This window comes from Endozoicomonas sp. PH6C (assembly GCF_059322965.1).
In genome coordinates, this window is sequence record NZ_CP185342.1 from 4,737,731 (window position 1) to 4,752,972 (window position 15,242).

Annotated in this window: 14 protein-coding genes; 7 read left to right on the forward strand and 7 right to left on the reverse strand. The window is 47.1% G+C overall.

The genetic code is table 11. The features are described 5' to 3' along the window. Positions 1-28 precede the first annotated feature (28 nt). The 3 genes from artQ to ACOMG9_RS17515 are packed head-to-tail and all read left to right on the forward strand — an operon-like array spanning position 29 to position 2,118. Entirely contained in the window at positions 29-691 is a 663-nt protein-coding gene (gene artQ / locus ACOMG9_RS17505; RefSeq protein WP_448217842.1) for an arginine ABC transporter permease ArtQ, read from the forward strand. Beyond that, complete coding sequence (gene artM, locus ACOMG9_RS17510; RefSeq protein ID WP_448217843.1) at positions 691-1,368, forward strand: arginine ABC transporter permease ArtM; 678 nt, start codon at positions 691-693, stop codon at positions 1,366-1,368. Before artQ ends, artM begins: the two co-directional genes overlap by 1 nt. Positions 1,369-1,425: 57 nt before the next feature. Further along, entirely contained in the window at positions 1,426-2,118 is a 693-nt protein-coding gene (locus ACOMG9_RS17515; RefSeq protein WP_494529177.1) for an HD domain-containing protein, read from the forward strand. Between the two features lie 20 nt (positions 2,119-2,138). On the opposite strand, the gene ACOMG9_RS17520 is transcribed toward ACOMG9_RS17515, so the two are convergent. Beyond that, positions 2,139-2,759 carry a TetR/AcrR family transcriptional regulator gene (locus ACOMG9_RS17520; RefSeq protein WP_494529178.1) on the reverse strand — a complete coding sequence of 207 codons (621 nt, stop codon included), beginning with the start codon at positions 2,757-2,759 and terminating at the stop codon, positions 2,139-2,141. A gap of 125 nt (positions 2,760-2,884) precedes the next feature. Here ACOMG9_RS17520 and ACOMG9_RS17525 point away from each other — a divergent pair, with 125 nt between their 5' ends. Continuing rightward, positions 2,885-4,933, forward strand: a complete 2,049-nt coding sequence (locus ACOMG9_RS17525; RefSeq protein ID WP_494530396.1) for an oxidoreductase — start codon at positions 2,885-2,887, stop codon at positions 4,931-4,933. 744 nt (positions 4,934-5,677) lie between these two features. Beyond that, positions 5,678-6,580 (forward strand): transposase, encoded by a 903-nt coding sequence (locus tag ACOMG9_RS17530; RefSeq protein ID WP_494529179.1) that lies wholly within the window; start codon positions 5,678-5,680, stop codon positions 6,578-6,580. A 549-nt stretch (positions 6,581-7,129) separates the two neighbouring features. On the opposite strand, the gene ACOMG9_RS17535 is transcribed toward ACOMG9_RS17530, so the two are convergent. Next, on the reverse strand, positions 7,130-7,810 hold the full coding sequence (locus ACOMG9_RS17535; protein ID WP_494529180.1) for a hypothetical protein: 681 nt from the start codon (positions 7,808-7,810) through the stop codon (positions 7,130-7,132). A 175-nt stretch (positions 7,811-7,985) separates the two neighbouring features. Further along, on the reverse strand, positions 7,986-9,014 hold the full coding sequence (locus ACOMG9_RS17540; RefSeq protein ID WP_494529181.1) for a BUD32 family EKC/KEOPS complex subunit: 1,029 nt from the start codon (positions 9,012-9,014) through the stop codon (positions 7,986-7,988). Between the two features lie 170 nt (positions 9,015-9,184). On the opposite strand from ACOMG9_RS17540, the gene ACOMG9_RS17545 reads away from it, so the two are divergent. Then, a complete protein-coding gene (locus tag ACOMG9_RS17545) occupies positions 9,185-9,307 on the forward strand; it encodes a hypothetical protein (RefSeq protein WP_448217849.1) in 123 nt (40 codons plus the stop codon). Between the two features lie 52 nt (positions 9,308-9,359). Here the strand turns inward: ACOMG9_RS17545 and ACOMG9_RS17550 are convergent, their stop codons facing one another. Beyond that, positions 9,360-10,487 carry a BUD32 family EKC/KEOPS complex subunit gene (locus tag ACOMG9_RS17550; RefSeq protein WP_448217850.1) on the reverse strand — a complete coding sequence of 376 codons (1,128 nt, stop codon included), beginning with the start codon at positions 10,485-10,487 and terminating at the stop codon, positions 9,360-9,362. 279 nt (positions 10,488-10,766) lie between these two features. Between ACOMG9_RS17550 and ACOMG9_RS17555 the strand changes: the two genes are divergently transcribed. Then, entirely contained in the window at positions 10,767-11,297 is a 531-nt protein-coding gene (locus ACOMG9_RS17555) for a hypothetical protein (protein WP_448217851.1), read from the forward strand. A gap of 122 nt (positions 11,298-11,419) precedes the next feature. Here the strand turns inward: ACOMG9_RS17555 and ACOMG9_RS17560 are convergent, their stop codons facing one another. From ACOMG9_RS17560 to ACOMG9_RS17570, 3 genes are all read right to left on the reverse strand, one after another. Further along, a complete protein-coding gene (locus ACOMG9_RS17560; protein ID WP_494529182.1) occupies positions 11,420-12,583 on the reverse strand; it encodes a hypothetical protein in 1,164 nt (387 codons plus the stop codon). A 137-nt stretch (positions 12,584-12,720) separates the two neighbouring features. Further along, positions 12,721-13,065 (reverse strand): hypothetical protein, encoded by a 345-nt coding sequence (locus ACOMG9_RS17565; protein WP_448217853.1) that lies wholly within the window; start codon positions 13,063-13,065, stop codon positions 12,721-12,723. A 197-nt stretch (positions 13,066-13,262) separates the two neighbouring features. After that, entirely contained in the window at positions 13,263-15,191 is a 1,929-nt protein-coding gene (locus ACOMG9_RS17570; protein ID WP_494529183.1) for a DNA topoisomerase III, read from the reverse strand. Positions 15,192-15,242: the final 51 nt, after the last annotated feature.

Sequence of the window (15,242 nt, forward strand, 5' to 3'; positions counted from 1 at the left end):
CTTTATTAACTGACAGACCCATGTACCCATGCTTGATCTATTCTTCAATGCAACTCTGATGACGCTGGGACTGGCGCTTTCTTCCCTGCTTCTGGGCCTGATACTGGCGGCCCTGCTGGCTTTGGGTGAACTGAGCCGTTTCCGGTTGCTTAGATACCTGACCGTTTCATGGGTCACTCTTATCAGAGGAATGCCCGAGATTCTGGTGGTCTTCTTTATCTATTTCGGTGCGACACACCTGCTCTTTCTGCTCACCGATGAGTTTATAGAGATCAGTCCTTTCACAGCCGGTACCCTTGCCCTGTCGCTGATCTTTTCAGCCTATGCCAGCCAGACTCTGCGGGGTGCTTTCATGGCCGTTCCCAGGGGGCAGTCGGAAGCGGCCAAAGCTCTGGGTATCAGCTCTGTCCGCTGTTTTTATCGAGTGGTACTGCCCCAGGCCTGGCGCCACGCACTACCCGGGCTGGGCAATCAGTGGCTGGTGCTTCTGAAAGATACGGCACTGGTCGCCCTGATAGGCGTGACGGACCTGCTACGTCAGGCACAACTGGTTTCATCCCAGACTTATGAACCTTTTACCTGGTACGCAACAGCTGGTGCCATCTATCTGTTGATCACCCTGATCAGTCAACATTGCCTGAACAAGATGAAGCAGAAAACCAGTCAACATATCAGGACGGTGAACGTATAATGCCGGAATCCTTGTATGAATACCTGCCCCTCCTATCAAGAGGTCTTCAGACCACCCTGGAGTTGACCTTAGTCAGCTTGCTGGCTGGTCTGGTCATGGCCTTGCTGTTTACCCTGATCCTTTCCTTGCGTTTTAAACCTCTGGTCTGGCTGGTTCGACTGCAAATCCTGATGTTTACGGGCACCCCCCTGCTGGTGCAGATTTTTCTGATTTATTATGGTCCGGCTCAGTTTCCGATACTACAGGAAACAATATTCTGGTCATTACTCAGCGAACCCTGGTTCTGTGCCATGCTGGCTCTGGCCCTGAATAGCGCGGCTTATTCCACTCAACTATTCAAGGGTTCTATTGATGCGGTCTCTGCCGGTGAGTGGGAAGCGGCTATGGCGCTGGGTATGACGCGCCAGCAGGCTTTGACCCGGATCGTACTGCCCCACGCGATTCGCAGGGCATTGCCAGCCTATGGCAATGAAATGATTCTGGTTATGAAAGGAACCTCACTGGCCAGTACCATTACCTTAATGGACCTCATGGGTTATGCCGCTCGCCTGAATGCCCAAACATACGACACCCTTACAGTTTTTTCACTGGCGGGTCTTATCTACCTGACTCTGACTGGAATCCTGACACTGATAATAAGGTGGATAGAGCGCAGGGCCCTGGCATTTTCCCGCTAAATCGTAAAGGTTTTGCCGCCTGTCAGGGGCGGCAGACAACCTCATCAGGAATATACATTGCAATGTCTACTCCGGCCTCTCAAAATCCTGTCAGCCACTCTGCCATTAATACTATTATTTTCAGGCATTCAGGCTGAAGGTACTGCCCAACCCTGCCGACAGTTCTCCCTGAATGGATATGGACGCGATCAGAGCAAAACCATGCAGAACTGCCTGAATGACATAAAAGCAAAAGCCAGCGTTTTTTATCAGCAGCAGGACCCTTACCACAACCTGAGGCATGGAGAACGAGTGGTAAAATACGCCCTGAAGATCAATCAGTATGAATCGGGTAATTCCTTTCTTGTTGAAGCGGGTGCCCGGCTCCATCAATATCATGACCATCTGGAGCAACTCGATAAACTTTTGAAAGAAACCGGATTGAATCCCGCCGTTCAATCTCAGCTGTACGAGATTGTCAGGCTGTGCCGCCCTCATCTGATTTCCGGGCGTTCCCCCTTAGAGGCGAAAATTGTCTTTGATGCCGATGCCATGGAGCTAATGGGAGCCCGGGGCATAGCCCGCGAACTGGCCTGTAACCTTGAAGTCAGAAAACTCCCCTACGATCAGGCGTTGATGCAAACCCGAAGAGTACAGAACCTTTTTGAAGAAAAACTGATGACCGAAACAGGTCGATCCATGGCTCAAAATGATATCAAAATGGCTCGCCTTTTCTGGCGAAACTTTGATGAGTCCGAGCGGCCCTTATGAATCAGAGCAGCTAAAAGCAGCTATGTTGACTTCATATTCTGTACCAGTAACCTTGCCGCTACATCGCACATGCTATTGATGGAGGCCTTGTCCAGATATACCCCGTCAATTAATAGACGACTTAAACCGTGCAAACTGCCCCAGGTGACCTGGGCTACCCGCAGGGCATCCTGATCCTGACTGAAGCTGTCACCCGGTAAGTATTTTTTGACAAAGTCAGCATAACGCTGAAAAGCTTCAAATGAGATTTTACTGAGTTCATCAGTGGCTTGCCCATTCTTCCAGATAGGTCGGCCAAACATCAGGTCATACTGTTCGGCATGATTCTGGGCAAAATCGATGTAAGCATAGGAAAACTCACGAAACCAGGCTTCAAGATCGTCGGGGACTTCTGTCAGCCTGCTTCCCAGTTCCTGGTACCAGTGATTGAACCCTTGCTCTGCGATGGCACATAAAAGTTCATTCTTATCTTTGAAATGATGGTAGGCCGCAGTTCTCGAGACACCAACAGCTTCAGCCAACCCACGCATAGAGAGCTTCTCAACGCCTGACCCGGCGATCATCCGGGTTGCCTCATTAATCAGGCTTTGTCGTAAGTCTCCATGATGGTAATTCTTCTTGGCTGACATATTTTTACTCAAAGACAGTGCTCTGTATCAGAAAATGAATACTCAATCTTGACAGTGTCAACATACAGTCTTATCTTGACGCTGTCCAGATAAGATAATTACAAATGTCCCTTAAAAAACCTGATGAGGATCTGTCGATGACCACCTCCCCACACAGCTCTGAGCCCCATAAGCTCTACCCTCACCTGCTGGAACCACTGGATCTGGGCTTCACACAGTTGAAAAACCGGGTGCTGATGGGCTCCATGCACACTAACCTGGAAGAGCATCCCGGTGGCTACGAGCGGCTGGCCGCTTACTTTGGTGAGCGCGCAAAAGGTGGCGTCGGTCTGATGGTGACCGGCGGCATTGCGCCCAACTGGGAATCCGGCGGCTTGCCCAACGCAGCCCAGATTACAACAGAAGAAGAGATTGCCGGTCACAGCCTGGTCACCCGGGCCGTACACAACGAAGGCGGCAAGATCTGTATGCAGATTTTGCACACCGGCCGCTATGCCTACCACCCTAAAGCCATTGCTCCCAGTGCCCTGCAAGCACCGATTGCGCCTTTTCCTCCCAAAGAGCTGACGCCCGAAGAGATTGACAGCCAGATTGAAGACTTTGTGCAATGTAGCCTGAATGCCCGGAAAGCGGGCTATGATGGTGTTGAAATCATGGGTTCGGAAGGTTATTTCATCAACCAGTTTATCGTCGCTAAAACCAACCACCGTGATGATGACTGGGGTGGACGTTACGAAAACCGCATTCGACTGCCCATTGAAGTCATTCGTCGTGTAAGAGAAAAGACCGGCAAAGACTTCATTATTATTTATCGTCTCTCCATGCTCGACCTGGTTGAAGGCGGCAGCAGCTGGGATGAGATTGTAGAGCTTGGCAAAGAGATCGAAAAAGCGGGTGCGACCATTATCAACACCGGTATTGGCTGGCACGAGGCTCGCATTCCCACCATTGCAACCATGGTCCCCCGTGCTGCTTTCACTTGGGTCACTGCAAAAATCAGAAAAGAGTTAAGCGTTCCTGTTATTACCTCCAACCGTATTAACATGCCAGAAGTGGCTGAAACGGTTCTGGCCAGAGGCGATGCCGACATGGTTTCCATGGCTCGCCCTTTGCTGGCTGACCCAGAGTGGGTTAAAAAAGCTGAAGAGGGCCGTGCTGATGAAATCAACACCTGTATTGCCTGCAATCAGGCCTGTCTGGACCATGCTTTTGAATTGAAACTGGTCAGCTGCCTTGTTAACCCCAGAGCCTGTCATGAGACCGAATTAAACTATCTGCCTACTGACAAGCCGAAAAAGCTTGCGGTGGTGGGTGCAGGTCCCGCCGGCCTCTCTTTTGCGACAACTGCCGCATACAGAGGCCATGATGTCACCCTGTTTGAGGCTGCTGACAAAATCGGTGGCCAGTTCAATATTGCCAAACAGGTACCGGGCAAGGAAGAGTTCCATGAAACACTTCGATACTTCCAGCGTCAGTTAGAGCTCACCGGTGTAAATCTGAAACTGAACACCCGGGTTTCTGCCAGTGAACTGGAAAACAGCGATTTTGATGAAATCATCGTAGCGACTGGCGTTACACCACGTACACCCGATATTGAAGGATTGGATCACCCCAAAGTTCTGACCTACCTGGATGTCTTCAGGGGTGCAAAAGTCGGTAAAACCGTAGCAGTGATCGGTGCTGGCGGAATTGGTTTCGATTTGAGTGAATTTATTACCCAGAAAGGGCCTTCACACAGCCTGGATGTCGAAGCCTTCATGAAAGACTGGGGGGTTGATATGAGTCTCAGCAACAGGGGTGGTCTGGCTGCTTCCGGCTCCCGGGAAGAAGAAAGTTCACGGGAGGTTTACCTGCTTCAGCGCAAAAAGACGAAGCCGGGAGCCACCCTGGGTAAAACCACCGGATGGATTCACCGAACCGAAATGGTCAAGCGTGGCGTGAAAATGGTGCCTTCCTGTGAATACCACAAGGTAGACGATAGTGGTCTTCATGTCTCCATTGATGGTGAGCCAAAGGTTCTGGATGTGGATAACGTAGTCATCTGTGCAGGGCAGTTACCTCTCAGAGAACTGGCTGACACTATCACCAGCAAGCCTGTTCACCTTATCGGTGGTGCCGACGTCGCTGCCGAACTGGATGCCAAGCGAGCCATTAACCAGGGGGCTCGCCTCGCCGCAGAAATCTGATCCGGCTATGGCTATGTGTGGATAGACTCACACTCTGTTGACCTGAGGTTGCCCTGAGCATGTCGAAAGCTGCGACTAGCCCGGGGCGATCGTAATAAATAAAAGAAAAAAATAATGGCTCTTCAGGGATATCTGTGGGTAAAAATGAGAATAATAAAGGGATAATAAAGGGACACCGGATAATAAAGGGACACCCAATAATAATAAAGCAATAATAAAGGGACACCCAAATAATAAAGGGAAACTAATAAAGGGACACCCAACAAAAAATAAAGAAAAATAAAGAAAAATAAAGAAAAATAAAGAAAAATAAAGAAAAATAAAGAAAAATAAAGAAAAATAAAGAAAAATAAAGGAAAAATAAAGGAAAAATAAAAAATAAAAAATAAAAAAATAAAAGGACACCCAAAAAAAATAATAAAAGGACACAGCAAAATAAAGGGACACCCAACAAAATAATAATAAAGAATAATAAAGGGACACCCAACAAAAAATAAAGAAAAATAAAGAAAAAATAAAAAATAAAAGGACACCCAAAAAAAATAATAAAAGGACACAGAAAATAAAAGGACAGCCTTATATTTGACATTATATTTGACAAACAAACCAGCTTGTCTACCTTTTTCCTGTCGCTGATTTTTAGTTCTGGCAGGAGAGATTATGACCCGTGCGCGAAGTTCCCTGATCGACCCAGGCTCCACGCCTTATTATCACTGTATAGCTCGGTGCGTACGCAGAGCATATTTGTGTGGAGAAGATCATTTAACGGGCAAAAATTACGAGCACCGTCGGCAGTGGGTTGTAGACAAGCTCAGGGAACTGGTTTCAATCTTTTCCATAGAAGTCTGCGCCTATGCTGTCATGTCGAATCACTATCATGTGGTTTTGCATATCAATCAGAAACCCGCCAGAGAGTGGACACGAGAGGAAATTTTACATCGATGGACAAGGCTTTTCACAGGTCCGCATCTGGTTCAGAGGTATCTTGCTGCTGACCAGCTGAGTCATTCGGAACTGGCTCGCGTGGACGAATTTGTTGAAGAGTATCGAAATCGATTAACGAACATCAGCTGGTTCATGCGTTGCCTGAACGAACATCTTGCCCGTGAGGCTAACCAGGAAGATGGCTGCAGAGGTCGATTCTGGGAGGGGCGTTTTAAAAGTCAGGCGTTGTTGGATGAAGCAGCGTTGTTGACCTGCATGGCCTATGTTGACTTGAATCCGATCCGTGCCGAAATATCGGAAACACCAGAAGAATCAGACTACACGTCGATCCAGGAACGAATTGAAAAGTTGGCAGGCTCTGATGCCCGAAAGCAGCCAATCACCCTTCTGCCTTTTCGATCACAAGGGCAAAACCCGGCTAAGGCATTGCCTTATATTCTTCACGATTATCTTGAGCTGGTTGACTGGAGTGGGCGCGCAGTTCGGTCTGATAAGAAAGGTTCAATCCCTTCAGATATTCCACCCATTCTGACCCGACTGGAAATTGATTCAAATGAATGGCTCAAAACCATGAGATGGAATAGCCGCTTCTATCGGGCAGTGGGCAAGCTGGAAGCCATGAAAACTTTTGCTCAGGAAATGGGGCAGCATTGGGTACAGGGGATGCTCGCCTGTAGTCGTTTATTTTATGGCGTAAGTTAATTGCCCAACTTTTCCGTTGTTATTAGTTTCCCCTGTCATATGGGGAGCTTTGCTATTTCTGACTTTTCTCCCTTTTGAGTGATTCGCTTTTTGTTTGTTCTGATAAACGATTAATATTTACCTTTTAGTGGCTGTCAGGGTTTGATTGTATTTTATATGGATGTCCTTTAAACGTTTTTATATGGATGTCCTTTAAACATTTTTTTGGATGTCCTTTAAACATTATCCTTTAAACATTATTTTTGGATGTCCTTTAAACATTGGATGTCCTTTAAACATTTTAAACATTCTTTTAAACATTCTGACAGGAAAGCTCGACTTCAGTAGGGTGAACGAAGCCTGCTTACCCACTGAAAATTCAAAAGAACCAAAATTTTGATACTTCGCTCTGAGCTTGTCAAAGCCTTTGACAAGCTCAAGCACTTGGCAACAATGATTAAAGTGATTCTATTAGCTCCTGAAGACTCTCCTGAACGGCTTCGGGCCACTGATCCACATAAAATTTATCAGTTTTTTCTTAATGGCAGGAATGCCAGCCTCTCCCTTTTATTAACCGCCGGGTCTCTCGTAACTGGAGCATTTGAACTTTCTAATACACATACCGACACCATCTCCAAGAGTGAACCAACGGAACCATCCGGTGCAGCTGCCAACCTGTGCTATAACAAAATAGGATGTAACCAAAGCAACCACAGCAGCCGCCCCGACCCCGATCCATAGTCCGGCTTCAGAGACGGTGTTTTTCCAGTTCTGGCAGCTGCCTGTCAGTTCATCAAGATAAGATTCGGTTTTGTCACAAGCAGGCTGTGTAAGAACCGAAATATGATACTTGGGGTAGATATATTGCCATTCCGAGCCGGTGACTGTGCAGGGTAATCTCTCTGAGCCGGTATCCTGCATGTTTTCATGACCCTTGAGCAAAGCAGTGCGGATGGCTTCGCGGTCAAGACACTTTTTCATTGCCTGAATATCAAGCCGTGAAGCCTTGTCGGCTTTGGTTGTAAAAATAGTGCGTTCCCACTGAAACACAGTTTCCCCTGTTGATGCATTGAGCGCACAGCCGCCCAGGCAGTCAATCGGATGATTTTTACAAACCTTTTCTCCGTTCGGGCAGGAAGCATCAAATATAATGCCATTACTGTTTCCTTCCACAATAGGGTTTGCTGCTACCAAAGCAGAAGAAAGGCTCGCAAAAAGTAGCAAAATGTTTTTGTTCAGGGGATTGAGCATGATTATTTTTTACTCCAATTTAAAAAACATAGAAATTCGCCTGCATCGCTCATACAGGCTGCTTAAAAATGGCATAAAATCAGCCATATTCAATTTGAAAAACAAATCAGTATTGGCCAGTCAGCAACAGGAGACACTGAAGCCTCCTGCTTTGTGCAGCGGCTTGTTACTTGATTCAAGGCTTACGGTACGATGGTGTATAGTTAATCTGCACGACCTGAAGTGACTCAATTTGCTTTTTAAGACTCTCCTGAACATCTTCCGGCCATTGACTTATATAGGCCCTGGTAAAGCCATCCTTTGATATCTGACTTCCGTTCATCTCTAAGAACAGTTGATTCAGATCGTAAAACACTCCCGATGGTTCCAGAACAGAAACAGAAAGCCCTATGGTATCAATCAGCGAGAAACCCGACTTTTCATCATAAAAAATATTATTGAAGTTCGGATCTCGATGAACCGCCCTGGAAAGGGTATAAATCCCATCGAATTTCGAAACCCTGTGACGCAGGTGAAATTTCGCCAGAATTTGCCCAAGCTCGGAAAACAATGCTTCAATATCAAAACTGCTTGAGGGCCTGCGGGACTCAGCAACCCAATCCCGAAGAGAGCGCCCTTTTACGGCTTTGAACAGTGAGTGCATCCTCCCCCCGATCAATCCACTCCACTCATCAAAACCAAAAGCCACCGGCTCTTCTTCAGGCACAAAGTAGCATTCAGCCACTTTCAACATAGGGGTAATCATAAAGCCAGTTTCAGCATAACCTTTCAAAATAAACTGCTGACCGTTGATCCGTATCGTGTTCAACGAAAACACCGAAGGAGAACGAGCCAGAAAAGCTATGAACTCAGCTTCATCCGTGTTGTCAGTCGCCCACTGTAAGCCCTTGTAACGCACAGGAATTTGTTGCCATTGGCTGGCGTTGTTCCCCGGCCAACGCCAGTTGAAATAATCTTCCAGGTCAGCTTGCCAATCATCGCAGGACATTGTTGCAGGATGTATGGCTTGGGTTTTTCTTAATAGCTTCAAAGCTTCTGCGCAGTTTTTACTGGCAGTCAGAGACTGACAAAATTCACTGTCCAGTTTCGGCTTCCAGAGTTCAAAGGGTTGGATACTACAGGATTCATCATCCCCGGTTACTGGCGACTGCGGTGTCTCGGGCCATGCAAAATAAGCAGCTGCAGACGCAAACAGCAAGGCCAAAGGGAACCGATAACCTCCACGACTCCATGGCTCTGTCGGACAACTTTCCAAAGAAAAAGAATATGTGGACTGCATTAACAGCAGGAGGGTCAGCATAATAAAAAATAACGGCCCAAAGGCTAAGCGGTTTCGCGGCATAACATGTTCCTGAATCAGATATTGGTTATTCTATGACCGTAATTACTCCAGAGAGTTCAACAACCATCGAACATCGTTCGATGATTCAGATTCATGCTGCCAGCCTGATTACGGTTCTATATTTAGTCCAGACCGGTAAAAAAGACGCCCTTTAACCCCCTTTTTGGCCTGGGTAGCAAGCTCAGGGCAAACGTCTCGTTGCAAGATTTAAAGTGACTCTATTTCCTGCTTGAGATTCTCCTGAGCTTCTTCTGGCCACTGACCTACATAGGCACTGATAAAGCTATCCTTTGATATTCTGTGTTTGTCCATATTCTTGAACAGCATAATAAGGTCATTATGTACTTTAGACGGTTCCAAAACTGAAACAGAAAGCCCGATGGTATCAATCAGAGAGAAGCCCGACTCTTCATCATAAAAAACATTCTGGAAATTCAGGTCATGATGAACTGCTCTGGAGAGGGTATAAATTCCATCCAAATCCGAATCTCTGTGACGCAGGTGAAATTTCGCCAGAATTTGCCCAAACTCCGAGAACAAGGCACCAAGGTCAACCTTACTTGAAGGTTTACGGGACGCATCCAGCCAATCATGGAGTGAGCGCCCTTTCACGGCTTTGAACAGGGAGTGCATACGCCCCGCGACCCATCCGCTCCACTCATCAAAACCAAAAGCCACGGGCTCTTCTTCTGGCACAAAGTAGCATTCTGCCACTTTCAACATGGGGGTAATCATAAAGCCAGTGTCCGCATAGCCCTTCAAAATAAACGGCTGACCGTTGATCTCGATCCTGTCCAACGAAAACACCGAAGGAGAACGAGCCAGAAGAGCTATGAACTCAGCTTCATCCATGGTGTCAGTCACCCACTGTAACCCTCTGTGATGCACAGGATTTTGTTGCCATTGGCTGGCGTTGTTCCCCGGCCAGCGCCAGTTGAAATAGTCTTCCAGATCAGCTTGCCAATCATCGCAGGACATTGTTGCAGGTTGCATGGCTTGCGTTTTTCTTAATAGTTTCAAAGCTTCTGTGCAGTTTTTACTGGCAATCAGAGACTGACAAAATTCACGGTCCAGTTTTGGCTTCCAGAGTTCAAAGGGCTGGATAGTACAGGATTCATCTTCCCCGGATTCTGGCGAGTGTGGTGTCTCGGGCGATGCAAAATAGTTAGCTGCAGACGCAAACAGGACGGCCAAAGAGAACCGATGCCCTCCAGAGCGACGGCATGGCTCTGTATGATAACTTTCTGAAGAAAATGAAGGTGCCGTCTGCATTAAGAACAGTGAGGTCAGCAGAATAGAAAGTAATTGCCCACAGGCAAAGCGGTTTGACGGCATAAAGTACTCCTGAATCAGATCCTGATCATTCTATGACCGTGATAACTCCAGAGAGTTCAACGGCCATCGAACATCATTCAACGATTCAGATTCATGCTGCCAGCCTGAGTAAGATTATTTGGTGAATCCTGATCGGCAAAGAAGAGGCTCACTGATCCACGTTGACGCTTTGGTTTCTTAATAACATTGCTGTTATCAGGTCTAACTGATAAGGAACTAATTTTTTTAATACGCGTCAAAAATATTAATTATTTATAAAAAATCATGTGGGGTATACGAATGATAGGTGCTTGCAAAGAAAAAACTTTGAGCTTTTCTAACTCTACTGATCACATGTCAGAAAATACTGGTGCAAAAAAAACTGTTTATTTATGTAAAGAGTTCAATGAAGAAGGAAAACTTTTAGCCAGAAATAATAAAATACCACTTCTGAAAAGAAAATGTTCGCTGGTAAAAAAAATAGCTGGCAATTGCATATCTATTTTTGATAGATCCGTTTCCAGAGTCTGCGGGTCTATTGAACTGGCATTCAGTGAATGTAAAGATATGATTCATTTTAAATATATTATTAGACCTGTATATAAATGCTTGTCTTCAAGAGTAGGACGCCCGATTGCCACAATCGCAACATTTTTTTTAGCCGATTGCCTATTTCATAAGCCCCCCGCATATTTAATGCAATATATGAACAAAGGACAAATAAAACCTGATTATACTGACCTTTATTCAAACATGTGCTGGACAGCTCTTGGTTGCATGGTGGCATACTCTAAATATAAAAATCACCGACCCAATTCAGATACAAATTAGTAATTTTTACTTTTGAAAGCTTTTGAAAGCATGAAAGATCGAAGTATCGATTTCATGATCTACCAGATAATTCAGCGTGTATTCAAAAGACCCCGACTGCCGCTTTGGCTTCGATAACAGGCTCAGGGCCAACGTTTCGGGCTATATCCCGACTTCAGCATCAATTGAAGTAATGCCAAGTCCTCCTTGATAACTGCCTGAGTCTCTTCTGGCCACTGACTTGCGTAAGCCCTGATAAAGCCTCTCTTTGATATCCTGCTTCTGTTCATATCTTCAAAGAGCTGACTCAGATCATGGATCATTTCGGAGGGTTCCAGCACTGAAATAGAAAGCCCAATGGTATCAATCAGCGAGAAACCCGTCTTTTCATCATAAAAAACATTCTTGAAATCCAGGTCATGGTGAACCGCTCTGGATAGAGTATAAATCCCATTGAAATTTGAAGTTCTGTGACGCAGGTGAAACTTCGCCAGAACTTGCCCAAACTCCGAGAACAAGGCATCAAGATCAACCTGGCTTGAGGGTTTGCGAGACTCAGCAACCCAGACCCCAAGAGAACGCCCCTTCACGGCTTTGAACAGGGAATGAATACGCCCCCCGATTAGCCCACTCCACTCATCGAAACCAAAAGCCACCGGCTCTTCTTCGGGTACAAAATAACATTCAGCCACTTTCAACATAGGGACAATAATAAAGCCACTGTTGATATAGCCTTTCAGGATAAACTGCTGACTGTTGACCTGTATCGTATTCAACGAATAGATCGAGGCAGAGCGAGCCAGAATACCTATAAAGTCAGCTTCTTCGATGATGTCAAGCACTTGCTTAAAAGCCCCTACAGGTATTTGCTGCCATTGGCTGGCGTTGTTTCCTGGCCAACGCCAGTTGAAATAGTCTGCCAGCTCAGCTTGCCAGTTATGGCAAGCCACTGTCGCAGGCTGCATAGCTCCCGTTTGCCTTATTAGTTCCAACGCTTCTGTGCGGTCTTTCAGGGAAACCAGGGACTGACAGAATTCTCTGTCCAGCCTGGGCTTCCAGAGTTCGAAGGGATGAATACTGCAGGATTCATCCTCATCGGATAAAGTAACGTTCGGTGTCTCAGACCATGCGTAATAAGTAACTGCAGAGACAAACAGGGCTGCTAAAGGAAACCTATAGCCTCGAAAGCCACTGCATTCGCTTGTCTGACAACTTTCTGAAGAAAACGACAGAGACGACTGCACAGACAGAAGAAGGATTAGCAGAGCAGAAAGAACCTGCCCACGGGTAAAGCGGGTTGGCAGCATGAGGTGTTCCTGAATCAGTTACTGGTAATTCTTAGACCCTGATTACCCCAGAAAGTTTAACTACCGCGATCGAACATGATTCAGATTCATGCTGCCAGCCTGAATGTGGTTAGCTTTAAGCCCGGATCAGCAGGTATTCAGCCGGACTCTGGCGCTCTCGTTTCGGCATCTCCTGGCAGACTGCCACCGGTTTTTGGCTGGTCGAGGGTGCAATTCCAACCCCAACCTTCCTGTTTTTTCACAAATTCTGAGGCTTGACCTTCGCAATAGCCTTCAGTGTAAGTGGCGTTCCAGAGTGTCTTTTCATCACTGCCTTTGGTGTAGCGGACCTGACAGGGCAGGCTGGATTCACGCTGAAGATAGATGACGCTTATCTTTCGTTCCTGATTGCTGCGGTCACAGGTGTATGAGTAATTATCCGATGCGGATGCCAGTCCGGTCATACCCAACCCAACCAGAATGGCCAGAAAAGCTCTGTACATGGGGGATCATCCTGTTCGAATCATATCAACCATCCCAGAAACGTTGGCTGAGTCAGCCCAACGAATCTGCCCGTGTAGGATCAAAAGAACCACTGGGGCACTCTAACACAGCCTTTGCCAGAAACTGAAAATTCTTGGACAAACATCTTACCAGGCAGAAACGGAACGCTGAATTCGTTCACATTCAGGGATCTTTGTCAGGAGGCTCGAGGAGAGTTTTTTCTACGCCGGGTTTTCTTCTTGAAGCGGTTTGGCGATACCGGAGGCAACCCCTGTACATTAATGGTTCCACACTGCCCGGCCTCCCGCAACAACTGAACCAGATGCTGTTCCAGCTCACTCATAAAAGTCTGATAAGAGCCTTTTTTCTCTACAATCTGATTCAGTGAGGCTTCCCAGCGGGCGGTCATGTCAGGACGACTGACAGGCTCGGGCAGAGCTTTTATCAATGCTTTCCCGGTCTCTGTAGCATGAATGTTTTTCCCCTGACGGGTAAGATATTTCCTATTGAACAATAATTCTATAATGCCTGCCCGGGTGGCTTCGGTACCCAGACCGTCGGTCTCCTTGAGCACCTTCCTGATCCCGGTATCTTTAACATAGCGGGCAATACCGGTCATGGCCGACAGCAGAGTGGCGTCGGTGAAAGGTCTGGGTGGCTGAGTTTGCTTTTCTGCCAAATCCGCATCCTTGCAGAGCAGTGCCTGCCCCCTGTGCAATTCCGGCAACCTCTGACCGTCCTCTTTATCCTCAGAGACGGACGGCTTGCGGGGAAAAATGGCTTTCCAGCCTTCTTCCTGCACCTCCCTGCTGCTGGCCGTGAATTGCCCGCCTTCCAGGGTGACACTGACTTTACGAGCTAAAAACCGGTGATCCGGATAAAACTGTGCCACATACTGTCTGGCGATGAGGCCATATAAGTTGCGCTCCCGGTCACCCATTTTGTAGAGATCAGTTCTACGGGTGGTCGGGATAATACCGTGGTGTGCGCTTACTTTACTGTCATTCCAGGCTTTGCTTTTGCGGTCGGGTAATGCACCGTCCACAGCACTGGCCAGTTTTTCATCATTGCTTCGTATCGTGCCAAGCACTTCCGGTGCCTCCCTGAAATGCTCCACAGGCAGATAACGACAATCCGATCGGGGATAAGTCACCAGTTTCTGCTCATAAAGCTTTTGACAGACATCCAACACTTCCTTGGCACTCATCCTTAACTGTTTGGCAGCATCAATCTGAAGAGCGGAAAGTGAATAGGGTAACGGTGGCGATTCCTTGCCAAGTTTCTTCTCCAGCTTAGTGACTGTCCCCTCCTTGCCCTGAATCCTGCTGACAACATTTTCCGCCAGTCGACGATCAAGTACACGGCCCTCGTCATCCATCCAGGGCTGGCAGGCTTCACTGGGTTGCCATTTTGCCTTGAAACACTCACCCTGGTCAGTCACCAGCAGGGCAAAGACTTCGAAATAAGGTTTGGGTTGGAAATCGGCAATATCTTCGTCTCTTCGAACCACCAGGCCCAAAACCGGAGTCTGTACCCGACCGACAGAAAGCAAACCGCCATAACCTGCCTTTTTGCCAAGAACGGTATAGGCACGGGTTAAATTGATACCATAGAGCCAGTCGGCACGGGAGCGTGTCAGAGCGGAAACAGAGAGAGGTACAAAATCAGAATTGCTCTGCATTCGATCGAAGGCTTTCTTAACTGCCGGACCGTTCAAGTCATTCACTAAAAGACGACGGACACTTTTTCTGCGGGTTGGTGAAAGTTTGAGATAATCCAACACTTCATCGACCAGCAACTGCCCTTCCCTGTCCGGGTCTCCGGCATGAACAATGACATCAGCCGTTTTCAACAGCTTACGAATCACAGATAACTGGGAGCGAGTGTTTTTTCGTGGTTGCAGTTGCCACTGCCGGGGAACAATAGGCAAATGTTCAAAACGCCATTGCTTGAAGGCAGAGTCATACTGTTCAGGCTCAACCTGCTCCAGCAGGTGGCCTATACACCAGGTGACGACATCACCGGATGCGGTCTCTATGTAGCCATCCTGTCGTTTATGGGGGCGGGGCAAAACATCGGCTATGGCTCTGCCCAGACTGGGTTTTTCAGCAATGATTAAACGCATCAGGTCAACAAAAGTTACATCAGATCAATGGTACAGCTGCCTATAATAAGT